The organism is Streptomyces sp. TBY4, from assembly GCF_024213195.1.
Classification (GTDB): Bacteria; Actinomycetota; Actinomycetes; order Streptomycetales; family Streptomycetaceae; genus Streptomyces.
The window spans coordinates 1-19,229 of the sequence record NZ_JANAVF010000019.1 but is presented as its reverse complement, the minus strand read 5'-3'; the positions used below and the strand labels follow the sequence as shown (position 1 = coordinate 19,229).

Annotated in this window: 16 protein-coding genes and 1 pseudogene; 10 read left to right on the top strand and 7 right to left on the bottom strand. The window is 72.8% G+C overall.

Going from position 1 to position 19,229, the window contains the following annotated elements; genetic code table 11:
* Positions 1-80 precede the first annotated feature (80 nt).
* On the bottom strand, positions 81-2,507 hold the full coding sequence (locus NLX94_RS32505) for a PQQ-binding-like beta-propeller repeat protein (protein ID WP_254386719.1): 2,427 nt from the start codon (positions 2,505-2,507) through the stop codon (positions 81-83).
* Positions 2,508-2,860: 353 nt separating this feature from the next.
* Between NLX94_RS32505 and NLX94_RS32500 the strand changes: the two genes are divergently transcribed.
* A complete protein-coding gene (locus tag NLX94_RS32500) occupies positions 2,861-4,507 on the top strand; it encodes a hypothetical protein (protein ID WP_254386718.1) in 1,647 nt (548 codons plus the stop codon).
* Between the two features lie 25 nt (positions 4,508-4,532).
* On the opposite strand, the gene NLX94_RS32495 is transcribed toward NLX94_RS32500, so the two are convergent.
* Positions 4,533-5,333 carry a VOC family protein gene (locus tag NLX94_RS32495; protein WP_254386717.1) on the bottom strand — a complete coding sequence of 267 codons (801 nt, stop codon included), beginning with the start codon at positions 5,331-5,333 and terminating at the stop codon, positions 4,533-4,535.
* Positions 5,334-5,633: 300 nt separating this feature from the next.
* Between NLX94_RS32495 and NLX94_RS32490 the strand changes: the two genes are divergently transcribed.
* Positions 5,634-6,281: a TetR family transcriptional regulator gene (locus NLX94_RS32490; RefSeq protein ID WP_254386716.1), complete on the top strand. Its 648-nt coding sequence runs from the start codon at positions 5,634-5,636 to the stop codon at positions 6,279-6,281.
* A 52-nt stretch (positions 6,282-6,333) separates the two neighbouring features.
* Here the strand turns inward: NLX94_RS32490 and NLX94_RS32485 are convergent, their stop codons facing one another.
* On the bottom strand, positions 6,334-6,807 hold the full coding sequence (locus NLX94_RS32485; RefSeq protein WP_254386715.1) for a nitroreductase family deazaflavin-dependent oxidoreductase: 474 nt from the start codon (positions 6,805-6,807) through the stop codon (positions 6,334-6,336).
* Positions 6,807-8,045: an acyl-CoA dehydrogenase family protein gene (locus NLX94_RS32480; protein WP_254386714.1), complete on the bottom strand. Its 1,239-nt coding sequence runs from the start codon at positions 8,043-8,045 to the stop codon at positions 6,807-6,809. The genes NLX94_RS32485 and NLX94_RS32480 overlap by 1 nt, the downstream gene beginning before the upstream one ends.
* 208 nt (positions 8,046-8,253) lie before the next feature.
* On the opposite strand from NLX94_RS32480, the gene NLX94_RS32475 reads away from it, so the two are divergent.
* The 3 genes from NLX94_RS32475 (at position 8,254) to NLX94_RS32465 (ending at position 11,618) form a co-directional block, all read left to right on the top strand.
* On the top strand, positions 8,254-9,468 hold the full coding sequence (locus NLX94_RS32475) for an acetyl-CoA acetyltransferase (protein ID WP_254386713.1): 1,215 nt from the start codon (positions 8,254-8,256) through the stop codon (positions 9,466-9,468).
* Positions 9,469-9,567: 99 nt separating this feature from the next.
* Positions 9,568-10,512, top strand: coding sequence for a D-alanyl-D-alanine carboxypeptidase family protein (locus tag NLX94_RS32470; RefSeq protein WP_254386712.1), 945 nt, complete (start codon positions 9,568-9,570; stop codon positions 10,510-10,512).
* Between the two features lie 176 nt (positions 10,513-10,688).
* Entirely contained in the window at positions 10,689-11,618 is a 930-nt protein-coding gene (locus tag NLX94_RS32465; protein ID WP_254386711.1) for a D-alanyl-D-alanine carboxypeptidase family protein, read from the top strand.
* Between the two features lie 84 nt (positions 11,619-11,702).
* Here the strand turns inward: NLX94_RS32465 and NLX94_RS32460 are convergent, their stop codons facing one another.
* Complete coding sequence (locus NLX94_RS32460) at positions 11,703-12,320, bottom strand: TetR/AcrR family transcriptional regulator (protein ID WP_254386710.1); 618 nt, start codon at positions 12,318-12,320, stop codon at positions 11,703-11,705.
* Between the two features lie 106 nt (positions 12,321-12,426).
* On the opposite strand from NLX94_RS32460, the gene NLX94_RS32455 reads away from it, so the two are divergent.
* Positions 12,427-12,834 (top strand): RidA family protein, encoded by a 408-nt coding sequence (locus NLX94_RS32455; protein ID WP_254386709.1) that lies wholly within the window; start codon positions 12,427-12,429, stop codon positions 12,832-12,834.
* A 3-nt stretch (positions 12,835-12,837) separates the two neighbouring features.
* On the opposite strand, the gene NLX94_RS32450 is transcribed toward NLX94_RS32455, so the two are convergent.
* Positions 12,838-13,302 carry a hypothetical protein gene (locus NLX94_RS32450; RefSeq protein ID WP_254386708.1) on the bottom strand — a complete coding sequence of 155 codons (465 nt, stop codon included), beginning with the start codon at positions 13,300-13,302 and terminating at the stop codon, positions 12,838-12,840.
* 139 nt (positions 13,303-13,441) lie between these two features.
* Here NLX94_RS32450 and NLX94_RS32445 point away from each other — a divergent pair, with 139 nt between their 5' ends.
* On the top strand, positions 13,442-14,119 hold the full coding sequence (locus NLX94_RS32445) for a pyridoxal 5'-phosphate synthase (RefSeq protein ID WP_254386707.1): 678 nt from the start codon (positions 13,442-13,444) through the stop codon (positions 14,117-14,119).
* Positions 14,120-14,324: 205 nt separating this feature from the next.
* Here NLX94_RS32445 and NLX94_RS32440 read toward each other — a convergent pair whose 3' ends face one another.
* Entirely contained in the window at positions 14,325-14,765 is a 441-nt protein-coding gene (locus tag NLX94_RS32440; RefSeq protein WP_254386706.1) for an OB-fold domain-containing protein, read from the bottom strand.
* A gap of 211 nt (positions 14,766-14,976) precedes the next feature.
* Between NLX94_RS32440 and NLX94_RS32435 the strand changes: the two genes are divergently transcribed.
* From NLX94_RS32435 to NLX94_RS32425, 3 genes and pseudogenes are all read left to right on the top strand, one after another.
* Positions 14,977-16,170: an NAD(P)/FAD-dependent oxidoreductase gene (locus NLX94_RS32435; protein ID WP_254386705.1), complete on the top strand. Its 1,194-nt coding sequence runs from the start codon at positions 14,977-14,979 to the stop codon at positions 16,168-16,170.
* Positions 16,171-16,188: 18 nt separating this feature from the next.
* Positions 16,189-16,461, top strand: a pseudogene (locus NLX94_RS32430) (DUF5713 family protein); the annotation flags it as partial.
* Positions 16,462-16,708: 247 nt separating this feature from the next.
* On the top strand, positions 16,709-18,943 hold the full coding sequence (locus tag NLX94_RS32425) for an acetate--CoA ligase family protein (RefSeq protein WP_254386704.1): 2,235 nt from the start codon (positions 16,709-16,711) through the stop codon (positions 18,941-18,943).
* Positions 18,944-19,229 lie beyond the last annotated feature (286 nt).

Here is a 19,229-nt window from a genome sequence, read left to right as displayed (position 1 = left end):
GGTGCGGTGCGCGACCCCGAGGGGGCCGCGACCGCGCCCCCGGACGGCTCAGCCCCAGCTCAGACGGCGGACGGGCCGGGTCACCCGCCCGTACGGGTCCCCGTGCCCTTGGCGGCGTCCAGCGCGTAGACGCAGCGGTCCTTGCTGCACGCGTAGACCACGCCCGCCTCGGCCACCGGGGCTCCGGTGATCTCCCCTCCGGTGGCCAGCTTCCAGCGGAGCTGGCCGCCCACCGCGTCGAGGGTGTAGAGGCAGTGGTCGGCCGAGCCGAAGTGGACGCGGCCGTCGGCGACCGCCGGGGAACCGGTGATCTCGCCGCCCGCCGCGAACCGCCACTTCGGGGTGCCGGTGACCGCGTCGAGCGTGTACACGGCGCTGCCCGCGGCCAGGTGGACGTTGCCGGCGGCGACGAGCACCGGGTCGGCGGACTGCCGGGGCTCGGTGGCGATCCGCCAGCGGTCCTTGCCGGTGGCCGCGTCCAGGGCGTAGACGGTGCCCAGGTAGTCCGCGAGGTAGACCCCGCCGCCCGTGACGGCCGCGCCGGGGGCGAAGGCCGGGGGCGCGAGGAACACGGCGGGGGCCTCGAAGTGCCAGCGGACCCGGCCCGAGGCCCGGTCGACGGAGATCACCCGGGTGCCGGCGGCGACGTAGACGTTTCCGTCGGGGCCGGGGGCGACCCGGACGGGCACGTTCCCGCAGGAGGCGGCGTCGCCGACCGGGTACGACCAGGACTCCCGCCCGGAGCGGGCGTCCAGGGCGCGCAGCCGGGCGTCCTGCCACACGTAGACCGTGCCGTCGTGCAGGACGGGGGCCGCCTCGGCGGTCTCGAAGTCGCTCTGCGCGCCGGTCAGCTCCCACAGCTTCTGCCCGCTGGACGCCTCCCAGGCCTGTACGCCGCCCCCGCGCGTGGCGGTGACGACGGTGCCCCGGTCGGCGCGCAGCGCGTACACCCAGGCGTCGGCGGACAGCCGCCAGCGCTCGGAGCCGTCGCCCGCGTCGAGGGCGTAGAGGGAGGGGCCGTCGGAGGCGTGGATGCGGCCGTCGGAGACGGCCATGGACCAGGCGACGTCACGGGTCTTGAACTGGCGGCGGCCGCTGGCCACGTCCAGGGCGTGCACCTCGAAGGAGGTGACGTAGAGCAGGTCGCCGGCGACGGTCGGGGTGCCCCAGACCTCGTTCGACATCCGGAACCGCCAGGGCCGCCACCGGCCGCTGTCGGGGGCCGGACCGGGGCTCGGTACGACGGCCGAGGGCGTGGGGCCCGCCACCGGGGTCCCGGCGGGCGGCCGGATCCAGCCGGTCGCCGAGTCCGCGGCGGCGGCGTGGGCGGCCGGCGCCGCGGCGGAGGCCTGCGGGCCGGGCCCGATCGGCACCGGGGAGCCGCCGAGCCGCACGGGCTCGCCCGAGGGGGCCATCGGCGGGCGCTCGGGCCGCTCCGGGAGGGCCTGGCCGGTCCGCGGATCGGTCCAGGGGTCGGCCCCGCCGCGCGGGCGGCGGTGCGTGGCGGGACCGGAGGCGGGACCGGGGCCGACGCTCTCGATGGGCGCGGAGACCCCGGCGCGGGGAAGCGAGGGCTTCGGCACAGCAGCCGCAGCGGCCGCCGCGGCTGCGTTGCGGTGGCCGGCCCGCCGGGCCTCGATCATCGCGACGGCCCGCTCGGGCAGCCACGCCGAGGCGGTGCCGCTCTCGTCGCCGCCCTCGAAGAGGTGCGGGGCGAGCTGCGCCTGCAGGTCGGCCGGAGTCGGCCGCTGCGTGGCGTCCATCTGCATGCAGGAGTCGATCAGCGGGCGGAGCTCGTCGGGGAGCCCCTCCAGGTTCGGGCCCTCGCGCAGCAGCATGAAGACCGTCTCCACCGGGTTCGCCCCGTGGTACGGCGGGTGCCCGGTGGCGGCGAAGACCAGCGTGGAGCCGAGCGAGAAGACGTCGCTGGCGCCCTTGACGCTGCGCGAGTCCTTCGCCTGCTCCGGCGACATGTAGGCGGGGGTGCCGACGGCGACGTTCGTCATGGTCAGGCGGGTGTTGGAGACCCCGCTGGCGATGCCGAAGTCGATCACGCGCGGGCCGTCCTCGACGACGAGCACGTTGGAGGGCTTCAGGTCGCGGTGGACCAGGCCCGCCCCGTGGATGGACTGCAGCGCCTCGGCGATGCCGGCCGCGAGCCACCGTACGGCCTGCGCGGGCATCGGCCCGCACTCGTGGACGATCTCCTCCAGGGAGGGCGCCGGGACGTACGCGGTGGCCAGCCAGGGCACGGCCGCCCGCGGGTCGGCGTCGACGACGGCCGCGGTGTAGAAGCCGGACACGGCGCGGGCCGCCTCCACCTCACGGGTGAAGCGGACGCGGAACAGCTGGTCCTCGGCGAGCTCGGTGCGGACCGTCTTGATCGCCACCCGGCGTCCGGACGCCGACCGGGCGAGATAGACCAGCCCCATGCCGCCGGCGCCGAGCCGTCCCAGCACCTCGAAGGGGCCGATCCGTCTCGGGTCGTGCTGCGTCAGCTGCTCCACCACTCGCCTCCACACCCATCCCCGTACGGGGACCTCCGCGGACCCCGCTCTTCCAGCCATCGCCGGTGGCATCGCCGTCATCGCCGTCACGTCACCGGATGCGCGCGAGCCGCCGCGGGTCCCTGCCCCCAGCAGCGTCTCACTCCGGGGGTCGGCCCGGGTCGCGCACCCCCGATTCTGTCAGGCCCGCGCCTGGTCCGGCCCCGGCACGGCGGGCGTCCGTGCGCGGGGTGCGGGGAAACCCGTAGCGCGTCACCCGCAAGAACTCCGCCCGGCGTACAACCCATCGGGGGTGTCACGGGTCCAACCACCGTTCAGCTCGTCAAGATCCGGGGGGATCCGTGCGTCACCGTTTGACCTCAGCCGTCGTCGCCGCCACCGCACTGCTCGGGGGGATGGCCGTGTCGGGGGCGGCGCGGGCCGTGCCGGCGCAGGTCGCGCCGGAGCCGTCCGGGCCGCAGCCGTCCGCATCGGGGGCGCCCGCGACCGTGCCGGAGCAGAACGCTTCCGCCGCCTGCCCGCCGGACATGGCGGCCCGGCAGGACGGGTCGCTCGCCGTCTCCAGCGGGCGGGACGGGACGGGCGTGCCCGACGGCCTCGCCGTCCACCTGCGGGACAAGACGACGGGGCTGCGCGTCGCCTCCGTCGACTCCTTCCGCAAGGTGGCCGACCCGGACGGCATCTCCCCCGGCTTCCAGCTGGTCTCGGAGCCGCTCAAGCTGTCCGCCCTCGGGATCTACGGGCTCGAACTCGGCCCCGACTCCGATCCCGTCTCCTGCGGGGACTTCGACTACCGGCTGCGCGCGGTGGTCACCAAGGTCGACGCGGCGGACGGGGTGTCCCTCGACCACCTCACGACCACCGTGTCGGCGGACGTCACCACCCTCGACCCGCGGACCGGGGCGAGCGCTCCCCTGAAGAACACCAAGGTCCGCCTCGCCGTCGAGCGCACCGCGCAGGAGGCGACCACGGACGCGCAGGGGCACCTGTCCGCCCCGTTCACCTTCCGCGGCACCGAGAACCACACCGATGTGAGCGTCGAGGTCCTCGACACCCCGGAGATCATGGCCGGGTCGCGCGCCGAAACCGCGCGCGCCGTCCGGCAGAAGGCCGAGATCGTCCTCGACCCCGAGTCCCGGAAGATCAAGACCCGCTACGGCTCGACCGTCACCATCACGGGCCGGGCCGTCCGGATCACCCCGGATGGCACGCAGGTGCCCGTCCCCGAGGGCACGCCGGTGCGCGCCGACCTCACCGGTGAGCCGAAGACCGGGTCGGACGGCCGGTTCGCGCGGCAGGTGCGGGCGGCCCACGGCGGCAGCGTGAAGACCACGTGGGCCGGCGGCCGGTCCCCGTGGCTGCGCTACGTGAGTGTCGGCACGGACGTCGAGGTCGTCGAGGTCAGCTACTTCAGGGAGGTCGAGGCCACCGTCGACGCCGCCGGCGTGCGGTTCACCGGGGCCCTCACCCACAAGCCCCTCAGCCAGAGCCCCGCCCTGATCGAGGTGCAGCAGTCGGCCGACGGCAAGACGGACTGGAAGACGCGGACCGTGTTCACCGTGGACTTCACCACCGCCCGGTTCGACCAGACGCTGCCGGGCCAGGCGAACGGCTACTGGCGGCTCCAGTACGCCGCCGCGGCCCACATGCCGGGCTCCGTCACCGAGCCGGTCCAGCTGACCCGGACGGCGACGGCGATCACGAAGTACAACGCGTACCCGGAGCCGGTGCGCGTGGGCCAGCAGTTCACCATCAGGGGCACCCTCAGCCACGGGAACCCGGCGAAGTCCTACGCGGACCAGACCGTGCTGTTCTACTTCCAGCCCGCGGGCAGCGAGGAGTACGTCCTCAAGGGCAGCACCACGACCAACGCGCGCGGCAACTTCGCCGGCAAGTTCACCGCCGAGGCCACCGGCACCTGGATCGCCCGCTACCGCGACTCCGACGGCCGGCACCTCGACGCCGAGAGCCGCCGGGACGACCTCGCGGTGAACCCGTAGCGGGACCGGGTGAGGACGGGAGCGGCTAGCCGCCCGTCCTCGTCCGCGGCTCCGAGAGCAGGCCGAAGACCGCGCCCTGGTTGTCCGCGACCACCGCGATGCGCCCGTACGGGGTGTCGAAGGGATCGGCGGTGACCCGGCCGCCGAGGCGCTGCACCATCGCCACGGACTGGTCGCAGTCGGGGACGGCGAAGTACGCGAGGTAGTGCGCGGGCATGATCTCCGGGAAGGCGTCGGTGATCAGGCTGCGCCCGAGCACGGCGGTCTCCGAGCCCGGCGCGGTGCCGGGCGGGGACCAGACCCGGTACTCGACGCCCGACCCTTCGTCGTTCTGGTCCTCGGGGACGTAGCCGAAGACCTTGGCGTAGAAGACGTCCACGGCGTCGCGGGCCCGGGTGTACACCTCGGACCAGCAGTAGGTGTAGGGCTCGTTCTGGGCGTCGAAGCCGTGGTGGGTGCCGGGCTGCCACAGGCCGAAGACGGCCCCGCCGGGGTCGGCGGCCATCGCGGCGGTCCCGTAGGGGCCGACCGGCATCGGGTCCATCACCATCTGGCCGCCGGCGGCGCGGATGCGCTGGGCGCAGGCGTAGGCGTCGGTGGTGTAGAGGTACACGCCCCAGACGGTGGGCATGCGGCCGTCGGGCTTGGGGGCGAGGGCGGCGACGTTGCGGCCGCGGCTGTAGGCCTGCGTGTAGTGCCCGTACTCGGGTCCCGCGCCCTCGTTGAAGGTCCACCCGAAGAGCTCACCGTAGAAGCGCTTGCCGGCTTCCACGTCCGGGAGGGAGGCGTCGACCCAGCAGGGTGCGCCTTCCGCGAATGCGGCCATGGGCCCGGTTCCTTCCGTTGTGCGGGGGTGTGCAAGGGTGTGCACCCTCCGCGCACGTTCTGCCTCGCTCGCCCAGCCATGTCCTCCGGATCATGATGTGCCCGAAAACTTGTCCACAGCCTGTTGATAAGACTATTCGGGGGACAGGGCCCCGGCCGGACGGCGCGCCCGGGGCGCCCGCCCGGCCGAAATCCGTCGCCGCGGCCGGCCGGGACGGGCGTACGCCCAGGCCAGGCAGCCCGTAACCCCATTTGCAGGCGGCCGAATCGCGCGCCGATCACCCCTCGGTAAGCTGACGGCATGACAGGACAAGTACGCACCGTCGACGGCCGCGTTGCCGGCCGGCGCGGTCAGGCGACGAGGCAGAAGCTGCTCGACTGCCTCAGCGAGATGCTCAGCTCCTCGCCGTACCGCGACGTCAAAGTGATCGACGTCGCCCGCAAGGCCGGTACCTCCCCCGCGACCTTCTACCAGTACTTCCCGGACGTCGAAGGCGCCGTCCTGGAGATCGCGGAGCGCATGGCCAACGAGGGCGCGCAGCTCACCTCGCTGGTCGAGGGGCGCGCGTGGGTCGGCAAGGCGGGCTGGTCGGCGGCGGAGGAACTCGTCGACGGCTTCCTGGAGTTCTGGCGGCGCAACGACGCGATCCTGCGGGTCGTCGACCTCGGCGCGGCCGAGGGCGACAAGCGGTTCTACAAGATCCGCATGAAGATCCTGAACTCCGTCACCAACTCCCTCACGGAGTCGATGAAGGAGCTCCAGGCCAAGGGCAAGGTCGACAAGGACGTGAGCCCGGCGGCGATGGCCGGTTCGCTGGTCGCCATGCTCGCGGCGGTCGCCTCACACCAGAAGGGCTTCCAGACCTGGGGCGTCAAGCAGGCGGAACTGAAGCCGAACCTGGCACTCCTGGTCCACCTGGGCATCACGGGCAAGAAGCCGACGAAGTAGGCGGCGGACCCCCACCGGGTCCGCCGCCACCCTCACGGGACTTCCGCCCCGATCAGCGACGCTCCAGGCGGAACAACCGGATCTCGCGCTCGATGCGCGCCTGGTACGTCGCGTACGGCGGCCAGAACTTCAGCACCGCCTGCCACGCCGCCGCGCGCTCCTCACCCGCCAGCAGGCGGGCGCGTACGGCGATGTCCTGACCCTTCCAACTCACGTCGGCGTCGGGGTTCTTCAGCAGGTTCCCGGTCCACGCCGGGTGTCCGGGGCGGCCGAAGTTCGAGCCGATCAGTATCCAGCTCACCCCGTCCTGCTCCGGCATGCACGCGAGCGGGGTCGTGCGCGGTTCGCCGGTCTTGGCCCCCTTGGCGGTCAGGATCACGCCGGGGAGCATCTGGGCGCTCAGGATGACCTTGCCGCGGGTCAGCTTGTGCACCGCCTTGTCCATGGCGGGGATGAAGTGCGGTGCGATCCTGGCGAACAGCATGGTCGAGGAGACCTTCTGCATCAGCTTGACTCCGGGCGCCATCAGACGGCCACCTTCTCGTTCAGCGGGGCGGGGGCGGGGGCTGGTGCGGCTGCGGGTGATCCGGGTGCGGGGGCCGCGGGGGCGAACAGTCCGGCGGCGTCCGCGGCGTGGGCGCGCAGCCGGTGGACGGGGCCGAAGAGCAGCTCGTCGGCGGCCGCCCGCTTGAAGTAGAGGTGCGCGTCGTGCTCCCAGGTGAAGCCGATGCCGCCGTGCAGCTGGATGGCCTCGCCGGCGGTGATCCGCAGCGCCTCCAGGGCCTGGGCCAGGGCCAGGCCGCCCTGCTGCGGGTCCCAGGCGGCGTAGTAGGCGGCGGAGCGGGCCGCCTGGACCTGTACGTAGAGGTCGGCGAGGCGGTGCTTGACCGCCTGGAACGAGCCGATGGCCCGGCCGAACTGCTCGCGCTGCTGTACGTACTCCACCGTGCGGGCGAGCGCCTGCCCGGCCGCGCCGACCGCCTCGGCGGCCAGCACGGCGGCGGCGCCGCGTCCGGTGGCGGCGAGGGCTCCGGCCACATCGGCGTCCTCGGAGCCGCCCAGCAACTCGGCTTCGACGTCGCGGAGTTGGATGCGGCCCTGCGGGCGGGTCTCGTCCAGGGTGGTCTGCCGCGTCCGCACCAGGCCGGGTGCGTCCTCCCGTACGAGGAACAGCAGGGTGCGGCTGCGGGCGAAGCCTCCCGTGTGCGCGGCGACCAGCAGCAGCGAGGCGCTGTGCCCGTCGAGCACCTGGGCGACCTCCCCGTACAGCCGCCAGCCGCCGTCCACGGCGCGGGCCTGCACCCCGCCGGCCCGGCCGCCGCCGGCCCATTCGCCCGGGGCGTTGTCCCCGGTCAGCGCGAGGGCGGTGGCCAGGGCGGGGCCGGGCACGGCGAGCGCGGCGGTGAGCCCGCCCGCCGCGAGCGGCGGGAGCAGGGCGGAGCGCTGCTCCCCGGTTCCGAGCGCGGTGACCAGCGGCACGGCGAGCACGGCGGTGGCCAGCAGCGGCGAGGGCAGCAGCACCCGCCCGGTCTCCTCGCAGGCCAGGACCAGGTCGGCGGCGGCGCAGCCGACGCCCCCGTACTCCTCGGCCACGGCGATGCCGGGCAGTCCGAGCTGCCGGGCGAGCTGCAGCCACAGTTCGCGGTCGTGTCCGGCGTCGGTGCGGACGGCGGCCTTGACCTCGTCCGGGCCGCAGCGTTTGCCCAGGATCTCGCGCAGGGTACGCCGTATCTCGTCCTGCTCCGCGGTGAAGGCGGCATCCATCGTCGGGCTCCTCCCCGTATCTGACGGGCCGTCATGTTAGGCGGGGCAGCGCCAGATGCACAGGGGGCGGGAACACCCGAAAGCAGGTGGGGACCGGGCGGCGCGGGCCGGCCTCGACAGCCGGGAACGCCATGTCGACCCCGGCGACGCCCGGTCACCCCGGAAGCACCCCTAGCATCTGACGCTCCGTCAGCTGTACCGTCGCTCCATGCCTGGACCACTCTCCGCCCCCGCCACCGCCCCCGCCGGCCGTCAGGCCCGGCCCCGCCGACGGGTCGCCGTCGTCGGCGTCGCCCTCTCGGACTGCGGCCGGGTGGACGGCCCCACCCCGTACGCCCTGCACGCGCAGGCCGCCCGCCGGGCGCTGGCCGACTCCGGCCTGGACCGGTCCGTGATCGACGGCTTCGCCTCGGCCGGCCTCGGCATCCTGGCGCCCGTGGAGGTCGCCGAGTACCTGGGCCTGCGGCCCACCTGGGTCGACTCCACCTCGGTCGGCGGCTCCACCTGGGAGGTCATGGCCGCCCACGCCGCCGACGCGATCGCGGCCGGCCACGCCAACGCCGTCCTCCTCGTCTACGGATCCACCGCGCGCGCCGACATCAAGGCCCGCCGCCGCACCTCGAACCTCTCCTTCGGCGCCCGCGGACCGCTCCAGTTCGAGGTCCCGTACGGGCACACGCTGGTCTCCAAGTACGCGATGGCCGCGCGCCGCCACATGCACGAGTACGGCACGACGCTGGAGCAGCTGGCCGAAGTGGCCGTCCAGGCCCGGGCGAACGCCGCCACCAACCCGGACGCGATGTTCCGCGACCCCATCACGGTCGACGACGTCCTCTCCTCCGGGATGATCGCGGACCCCTTCACGAAGCTGAACTGCTGCATCCGCTCGGACGGCGGCTGCGCGGTCCTGCTGGCCGCGGAGGACTACGTACCGGACACCGCCAAGGAGCCCGTCTGGATCCTCGGCTCCGGCACCTCCGTCTCGCACACCACGATGTCGGAGTGGGAGGACTTCACCGTCTCCCCGGCGGCGGCCTCGGGCCGCCAGGCCTTCGCCCGCGCGGGGCTCACCCCGGCGGACGTGGACCTCGCCGAGATCTACGACGCCTTCACCTACATGACCCTGGTCACCCTGGAGGACCTCGGCTTCTGTGCCAAGGGCGAGGGCGGCGCCTTCGTGGAGAAGGGCCGCCTCCTGCGGGACGGCGAGTTCCCGGTCAACACGGACGGCGGCGGACTCTCCGCCTGCCACCCCGGCATGCGCGGCCTCTTCCTCCTCGTCGAAGCGGTACGCCAACTCCGCGGCGAGGCGGGCGAGGGGCAGGTCCGCAAACGGGGCGGGGCCCTCCCCCAGGTGGCCGTCGCCTCGGGCACGGGCGGCTGGTTCTGCTCCTCGGGAACGGTCATCCTCGGACGGAATTGATCTCTTGTCGGTCGGGCTGCGTAAGCTCCCCGAGGGGCCGGCACCTCGGTGTCCCCGGCCCCCCACGGGGAATCTCCAGCCACCACCACGGGGTCTGACTTGCTATCGAACCTGCTGCGGCGCTCGCGCTCCGCTCTCGCCATCACCGTCGCCACGGGGGCCCTCCTGACGGTCGGCGCACCGGCCGAGGCCGCCGTCTCCGGGCCGCCGACCCTGGCCGCCTCCGCCTTCCTGATGGACGGCACCACCGGGGCCACGCTCTCCAGCAAGCTCGGCGACACCAAGCGCGAAGTCGCCAGCACCACGAAGATCATGACGGCCTACGTCGTCCTCACCACGCCGGGCCTCGACCTCAACAAGCGGGTCACGGTCCGTCAGGAGCACCTGGACTACGTCTACCTGCAGGGCGGTAGTTCGGCCGGCCTGAAGGCCGGCGCCACTCCCACCGTCCGCCGCCTGCTGTACGGGATGATGCTGCCCTCGGGCTGCGACGCGGCCTACGCGCTCGCCGACACCTTCGGCTCGGGTACGACCAGGGCGGCCCGCGTCAAGGACTTCATCGCGAAGATGAATGCCAAGGCGAAGACCCTCGGCATGACCAACACCACCTACGACAGCTTCGACGGCATCTCGCCGACCGGTGCCAACCTCACCACCGCGCGCGACCTCGCGAAGCTCACCCGCGCCGCCATGAAGGGCAGCACCTTCAAGGCGATCGTGAAGACCCCCTCGTACAGCAGCGACGGCACGTCCACCATCGCCACGTGGCTCAACACCAACCTGCTGATCAAGCCCGGACACGCCTACCAGACCCCGGGCGCCATCGGCGTCAAGACGGGCAGCGGCACGGCCTCGGGCCAGTGCCTCGTCTTCTCCGTGACCCGCAACGGCAAGACGATCATCGGCGTCCTGCTGAAGTCCGACGACCGCTACCCGGACGCGATCAAGCTCACCAACTGGGCCCTCGGCGCGCCGGACGGTGCACCGGCCGGCGCGAAGCTCCAGCGCAGCTTCACCGAGCCGATCCCGGACGTCCTCGACTGATCTCCGCGTCCCCGGCACGGGCCATGTGCACAAACAGGGAGGAAGCCTCCTCCGGCACCGTCATTCCCGGACGGCACTGATCCCTTCGCCGTCGGGGCTGCGTAAGCTCCCGGAGGGGCCGGCACCTCGGTGTCCCCGGCCCCTTCGGGGATTCTCCAGCCACTACGGGAACTGACTTGATATCGAACCTGCTGCGGCGCTCGCGTGCCGCTCTCGCCGTCACCGTCGCCACGGGGGCCCTCCTGACGGTCGCCTCGCCCGCCGAGGCCGCCGCCGCGCCGCCCACCACGGCCGCCTCCTCCTTCGTGATGGACGCCTCCACGGGCTCCACGCTCAGCAGCAAGCTGGCCGACACCCGGCGTGAGGGGGCCAGCACCACGAAGATCATGACGGCCCTGGTCGTCCTCACCAGGTCGAACCTCGACCTCAACCGGAAGGTCACGATCCAGCAGGAGCACCTGAACTACGTCGCCAGGGAAGGCGCGAGCTCGGCGTACCTGAAGGTCGGCGCCACCCCCACCGTCCGCCAGCTGCTGTACGCGATGATGCTGCCCTCGGGCTGCGACGCGGCCTACGCGCTCGCCGACGCCTTCGGACAGGGCTCGACCAGGGCGGCACGCGTCCAGAGCTTCATCTCGAAGATGAACACCAAGGCGAAAGACCTTGGCATGACGAACACCCACTACGACACCTTCGACGGCATCTCGCGCGGCAGCAACTACATCACCGCGCGCGACCTCGCGAAGCTCACCCGCACCGCGATGAAGTACACCCACTTCAAGGCGATCGTGAAGACCACCGCGTACAGCAGCGGCGGCACCTCCACCATCGCCACGTGGAAGAACACCAACCTGCTGGTCCAGCCCCGTCCCACCGGCTACGGGATCCCGGGCGCCATCGGCGTCAAGACCGGCACCGGCACGGCCGCGGGCAAGTGCCTCGTCTTCGCCGCGACCCGCAACGGCAAGACCGTCATCGGCGTCCTGCTGAAGGACGAGGAGCGCTACGCGGACGCGATCAAGCTCATCGACTGGGCCGCGGGCCCGGCCGCCACGGCGTCGCTGCAGCGCAGCGCCACCGAGCCGATCCCGGACGTCCTCGACTGATCCCCGTAACACCTTGACGCCCACGGGGGCGTCCCGCCCGGCCGAACAGGCCGGCCGGGACGCCCCCGTTCCGCGTTCCCGCCCCTAGGCCGGGGGAATGCGTCCCCATCCGCGCTCGACCGACCGGCGGCACCGGCCGGGTTCGTCTCCCGCGCCGGTGAACAGTGCGGTCAGCATGGGAACGCCGTAGGTGAGCGTCTGGTGCGGCAGGGGGCCCGCGGCGACGAGCGAGGCGAGTCCATGGCCGATCGCCCAGCTCTGGGTCGCCAGTTCCAGCGGGTCGACCTCGTCACGGAAGCGGCCGCCGGCCCTGGCCCGGTCGACGGTGCGGACGAGGCGGTCCAGGGTCTCGTCCGCGGCGCCGGCGTCCTCGAGATCGAAGCCCGCGTCGAACATGGCGCGGTAGAGATCCGGGTTCTCGATGGCATTGGCCTGGTAGGCGGCACCCAGTGCGGCGAGGTCCCGTACCGGGTCCGCGGACGTCTTCACGGCCGCGAGCTTGGCGCCCAGGCGTGTGAAGCCTTCCTGGCGCAGCGCCTTCCACAGGCCGTCCATGCCGCCGAAGTAGGTGTAGACGGCCATCGTCGACATGCCGGTACCGGCGACCAGGGTGCGGAGCGTGACCGGTTGTCGCGTGCGCAGCATCTGTGCGGCCCGTTCGAGCAACAGGGAGCGGACCGCCGGATCTTTCGTCCTCGCCATGACCCCACAATACATAGCACCTCCATGCTTTGATGGGGGTGAGGATCCCGCCGTTCCCGATGCCGTTCCCGAAGCTGTTCCCGACACCAAGAGGAAGGGGCCTTCCATGCCCGTGACGCTGGTCAATCCCGAGGGGCTGCCGAAGCCCGAGGTCTACCGGCAACTGTCGATCGCCACCGGCTCGAAGCTGGTGTTCCTGGCCGGGCAGGTCGCCCGCGACGCCGACGGCCGGCCCGTGGGCGAGGGCGACTTCGCCGCCCAGGTCGAACAGTGCTACCTCAACATCGCCACCGCTCTGGCCGGGATCGGCGGCTCCTTCGACGACGTGGCGAAGCTGACCGTCTACGTCGTCGACTGGAGTCCCGAGAAGATGCCGCTGCTGGGTGAGGGCGTGGGCCGGGCCGCGGCGAAGCTCGGCATCGACCCGGTCAAGCCGATCACCCTGCTGGGCGTCGCGGCACTGGGGGAACCGGACCTCCTGGTCGAGGTCGAAGCCACTGCCGTCATCGAATAGCCCCTAGTACTGCCAGCGGGGCTGCGTGCCGTCCATGCGGCAGTAGATGATCCGCCGGTTCGCGGCATGGGTGGAGCGGCCGAGGTCGGCCTTGCGGCAGAACTGGCCGGCGTTGTAGCAGTTCCCGGCGTTGGAGACGATCTCGCAGGCCCCGCTCGGGGGCTCCTGCGGCGTCCTGCTGGCGACCGGGGGCTTCGCCGCGCTGCGGCTGGGGGTCGGAGCCGGCTTCGCGTCGGCGGGGGCCGGTGTCCGGGTCTGCGGCGGAGCCTTCGTCGGCGTGGGCGACGGGGCCGGAGCCGGCGCCGCGGAGGTGGGCGGGGGCGGGGTCGCCGGTGCGGAGGTGGCACCGGTCGTTGCCGGAGCGGGGCTCGACGGGACCGCCGGAGCCCCACCACCCCCGGACGCGGGCCCGCAGGCCACGACCACCCCGGCAACGGCGAAGGCCGCCACGGCTCTGCGTATCCGCATGAAGCCAACTCTGACGCTGCTGTCCATTCCCACGTCTCCCCACCCTCGCGGCACACGGCTCACGGCACACGTCTCACGCAAAGCACGTAAAACCCGCACATCGTAGTGACGGCCAAGCCGTTTGGTGTTCGATTGAGAAATGAAGAGCAACATGAACGGCGTGAGCGACTTCCACACCACCCTGCACTCCCTCCGCGTCTGGGACGGCCCGCTGCCCTCCTTCGACACGGCCACCGCACCGGCCGACCCGCTCGAGCTGTTCCGGGAGTGGTTCACGCACGCCGCCAAGGCGGGGCAGCCCGAGCCGCACACGATGAGCCTGGCGACGGTGGACGCGGACGGCCGGCCCGACGTACGGACGCTCATGCTGCACGACGCCGACGAGCGCGGCCTGCACTTCGCCTCGCACTCCACCAGCACCAAGGGCCGCCAGCTGGCCGGGCAGCCGGCCGCGGCCCTGGGCTTCTACTGGCCCGCGGTCGCCCGCCAGATCCGTATCCGGGGGCAGGTCACCGCCTGCGACGCGGCGGAGAGCCGGGCCGACCTGGCCGCCCGCACGCGCGGAGCGCTGGCGGCAGCACTGACGGGCCGCCAGAGCGAGCCGCTGGCCTCCCGGGAGGAACTGGCCGCCGTGGCGGCGGAGTCCTGGGAGCGGGCCGGTACGGAGCCGGACGCCCCGGCGCCGACATGGACCCGGTACGTCCTCTCCCCCACGGAGATCGAGTTCTTCCAGGGAGACCCCGCCCGCCTCCACACCCGCCTCCGCTACACCCGCACCCCCACCACCCCCTGGACCCACCACCTCCTGTGGCCCTGACCCACCCTCTCCTCAGCCGCCCGGGGTTCGCCTTTCCAGCCGTCCGGCGCTTGAGGACCGGGGTCTGGGGCGGAGCCCCAGGGTCTTTCAGCCCGTCCGGCGGTTGAGGACCGGGGTCCGGGCAGCGCCCGGGGAACGGTGGAAGGGCGGGTAGGGGACAGCCCCGCAGGGCCCACCCACCCGCCCCCGGACGGGGCCCCGCGGATCAGCCGCCCGCCGGGGCGAACACCGCCACCCAGACCCCCTCCGCCGCCTCCCGGAAGCGGACCTCCAGGTCCATGCCCACCCGCAGCTCGGGCACCTCCACGCCACCACCCACGACCTCGGTCATCATCCGCGGCCCCTCCTCCAGATCCACCACCGCCGCCACATACGGCACCCGCTCCCCGAACGGCGGCAGGTCGTTCCGGTGGATCACCGACCAGGTGTACAGCGTGGCGCGCCCGCTCGCCGTCTCCCACGTCACGCGGTCCTCCCCCGCCCAGCAGGCCGGGCAGAACTCCCGCGGGTAGTGGTGCGCCTTCCCGCACTCCCCGCAGCGGCGCAGCAACAGCCGCCCCTGCGCCGCCGCGTCCCAGTAGGGCCGCGTGAACTCGTCGATCTCCGGCAGGTCGAACCGCGCAGCCGTACCGGCTCCAGTACTCACGACACCACTCCTCCGGGGCGCAGCACCCCCATCCGACAACCTGACGTACCGTCAGTTCACCGGATCCCACCCCATCCCACAAGCCCCCACCCCCAACGCCCCACCCCGCCCCACTTCCACCCACCCCCCACCACTCCCCGTAATCGATCCGCAACCGATTCCCTCCTCGTCCGAGACCCACCGCGCCCCTGCGGCGATACGCTCACACCTCATGCCCGGAGTCCCCGCAGCACCCGACCTGTCCACCCAGCCCCGCCCGGTCTACGTGATCGGCGCCGGCCCCGGCGGCCTCGCCGTCGCCGCCGCGCTGCGGGCCCGCGGGGTCCGCGCGGTGGTCGTGGAGAAGTCGGAGTCGGTCGGCTCCTCCTGGCGGCGGCACTACGACCGCCTCCACCTGCACACCACGCGCCGGCTCTCCGCCCTCCCGGGCCTGCCCATGCCGCGCCGCTTCGGACGCTGGGTGGCCCGCGAGAACGTGGTGCGGTACCTGGAGAAGTACGCCGAGTTCCACGAGCTGGAGATCGCCACCGGCATCGAGGTGACCCGGATCGAGCCCGCCGCGGACTCCCGCCCCGACTCCCCCGACTCCCCCGGCTGGACCCTGCACGCCACCGGCGGCCGGGTCATGGCCGCCCGGGCGGTCGTGGTGGCGACCGGCTTCAACCACACGCCCCACCTCCCCGACTGGCCGGGCCGGGACGCCTATCCACACCCCCTCGCCCACGCCGCCGAGTACCGCAACGCCGCCCCCTACGCCGGCCGCGACGTCCTCGTCGTCGGCGTCGGCAACACGGGCGCCGAGATAGCCGTCGACCTCGCCGAGGGCGGAGCCGCCCGGGTCCGGCTCGCGGTGCGCACGGCCCCGCACGTCCTGCGCCGCTCCACCGCCGGCTGGCCCGCACAGCGGACCGGGATCCTGGTGCGGCGCCTGCCCGTCCGGCTGGTGGACCGGCTCGGCGCGATCGTCGGCAAGGTCTCGGTCCCGGACCTGTCCGCGTACGGACTCCCGCGCCCCACCACCGGCCTGTACAGCAGGGTCAAGCAGGGGGCGATCCCGGTCCAGGACGTCGGCCTGATCGATGCGGTCCGCACGGGCCGGGTGGAGCCCGTGGCCGCCGTCGACTCCTTCGACGGCGCCGAGGTGGTCCTCGCGGACGGCTCCCGGATCACCCCGGACGCCGTGATCGCCGCCACCGGCTACCGCCGCGCCCTGGAGGGCCTGGTCGGCGGCCTCGGCGTACTGGACGACCGGGGCCGCCCCCGTACGCACGGCGCCAGCACCCCGCCCGACGCCCCGGGCCTCTTCTTCACCGGCTTCACCAACCCCATCTCCGGCAACCTCCGCGAACTGGCCCTGGACGCCGAGAAGATCGCCAAGGCCATCGCCCGCACGCTGAAGGCGTAGCCCCCGGATCCCCAGCCCCCGGACCACGTCCTCGACAAGAGACGGGCCGTCCTGCTCCGGCTGTGCGCGCGCATCGAGGCCGAGCGGCCCTCGGACCTGGCCGCGCTGTACGCGCTGACGGGGGCGGCGACGGAGGAGTTCAACCTGCTGGAAGCGGAGTTCGAGGCCGCGGGGAGCGAGATCGAGACCGTGGCCCGCGAGGAAATAGCCGAGGACTTCGCCTTCGTGGCCTCCGCGTACGGCTTCCCGGACGCGGGCGTGGAGGAGCTCATCGCCCCCCGGGACTGGTAAGCCTCCGGGCCCGCCACGGCCTCTGACCTCGGCCGAATACTGGTCTGTACCGCCCCCCGGCGATCTGACAACGTTCCCTGAACGACTCCCTCCTGCCCTCCACCCACCGCACCCCGGCCGATCCGCACATCACCTCCACCAGCTTTCCTGTGCATCCCTGTTCCTGACGGCACGTCAGTTCAGTAATCTGACTACGCGTCAGTTATTGAGATTCGTCGAGGTTCATCGAGCAGGAGCGGGCGGAACGATGCTTGGATCTACTCACGGCACCCTCACCACCGACTTCCGCGCACGTGTCGAAGCCTGCGGGGAGACCCCCAGGACGGCCGTTCACTCCACAGCGGCCCCGTCCGCCGAGGACACGGTCGCGCTGGACGTCAGCGGTCGGCCCCTGCACGCCGACGCTCCCGACCTGGACCGGTTCTTCCGGCCCGAGTCCGTGGCGGTCATCGGCGCCTCGGACGCCGACGGCAGACCGAACACCGGCATCACCCGCCAGCTCATCGCCTGGGCGGAACGCGTCGGTGCCCGGCTGCACCCCGTGCACCCGACCCGCACGACGGTGTTCGGGCTGCCCTGCCACACCTCCGTGGCCGGCCTCCCAGAACAGGTGGACCTAGCCGTCCTCCTCGTGGCGGATCCGCTCCCGGTCGTGGAGCAACTAGCAGAAGCCAAGGTGAAATTCGCCGTCGCCTTCGCCTCGGGCTTCGCCGAGACCGGCGACGAGGGCGCCGCCGCACAGGCCCGCCTCGGCGCCGCCGTACAGCGCTCCGGCCTGCGCCTCCTCGGCCCCAACACGAATCTCAACGCCTTCGAGAAGTTCCGCGAGGACCTCGACGGCCCGGCCATCGCGCTCATCACCCAGTCCGGCCACCAGGGCCGGCCGGTCTACACCCTCCAGGAGCTGGGCATCCGCCTCTCCCACTGGGCACCCACCGGCAACGAGGCCGACCTCGAAACCTCCGACTTCATCTCCTACTTCGCCGAGCAGCCCGAGGTCGGAGCCATCGCCTGCTACGTGGAGGGTCTCAAGGACGGCCGGCAGTTCCTCCTGGCCGCCGACCGGGCCGCGCGCAACGGCGTGCCCGTCGTCGCCGTCAAGGTCGGCCGCACCGAGACCGGCGCCCGCATGGCCGCCTCGCACACCGGCAAGCTGACCGGCGCGGACACCGTCGTGGACGCCGCCATGCGGCAGTTCGGCGTCATCCGCGTCGACGGCCTCGACGAACTCCAGGACACCGCCGCCCTCCTCGCCCGAGCCCGCAAGCCGCTCGCCGACGGGGTCGTCGTCTACTCCATCTCCGGCGGCACGGGCGCCCACTTCTCCGACCTGGCGACCGAGGCGGGCCTGACCCTCCCTACCCTCTCCCAAGCCAAGCAGGACGAACTGCACCAGTGGATCCCCTCCTACCTGGGCGTCTCCAACCCCGTGGACAACGGCGGCCACCCGGTGGGCGACTGGCGCGGCCGCAAAATCATCGACGCCATCCTCGCGGACCCCTCGGTCGGCGTCCTGATCTGCCCGATCACGGGCCCCTTCCCCCCCATGAGCGACAAACTCGCCCAGGACCTGGTGGACGCGGCCGAGCAAACAGACAAACTGATCTGCGTGATCTGGGGCTCCCCGGTCGGCACGGAGGAGGCCTACCGCACCACCCTCCTCGGCTCCTCCCGCGTCGCCACCTTCCGCACCTTCGGCAACTGCATCACCGCCGTCCGCGCCTACCTCGACCACCACCGCTTCACCGCCGCCTACCGCTCCCCCTTCGAGGACGCCCCCCGCACCACCTCCCCCTCCTTCCGCAAGGCCCAGGCCCTCATGCGCCCGGGCCAGCAGCTCAGCGAGCACGCGGCGAAGCAGCTCCTGCGCGCCTACGGAATCCGGGTGCCCCGGGAACAACTGGTGACCAGCGCCGCAGCGGCCGTACGGGCGGCCGGGCTGGTCGGCTACCCGGTGGTCATGAAGGCCTCCGGCCCACAACTCGCGCACAAGACCGAGCTCGGCCTGGTGAAGATCGGCCTGACCTCGGCCAGCCAGATCCGCGACGCCTACCGCGAACTGACGGACATCGCGCGCTACGAGAACGTCCCGCTGGACGGGATCCTCGTCTGCCAGATGGTGGAGCGCGGCGTCGAAATGGTCGTCGGCGTCACCCAGGACGAACTCTTCGGCCCCACGGTGACGGTAGGCCTGGGCGGTGTCCTCGTCGAAGTCCTGCACGACGTGGCGGTCCGCGTCCCGCCCTTCGGGGAGGACCAGGCGCGGGCGATGCTCGGTGAGCTCCGCGGGCACGCGCTGCTTGAGGGGGTACGGGGCGCTCCTCCCGCCGATGTCGATGCGCTGGTGGAGGTCATCCTCCGCGTGCAGCGGATGGCGCTGGAACTGGGCGACGAGCTGTCGGAGCTGGACATCAACCCGCTGATGGTCCTCCCCCGAGGCCAGGGCGCAGTCGCCCTGGACGCCCTGGCCATCTGCCGCTGACCCCCGACGGGGAGCCCTGCGGGGCAAAGTCCCCGCCCCACCCTTCCACCGTTCCCCGGGCCGGCCCGGACCCCGGTCCTCAAACGCCGGACGGGCTGAAGGGGACCCCGGGCTCCGCCCGGCCCCCCTGGGGCTCCGCCCCAGACCCCGGTCCTCAAACGCCGGACGGCTGAAAAACCAAACCCCGCCCCCAGCCGGGGCCGGGCACGGGGGGTCGCAGGCGGCCGGGGCGGGGACGGGGGCGGGGTGGGGTGTTGGCCGGGACGTAAAGCGTGATTTGTGGCGC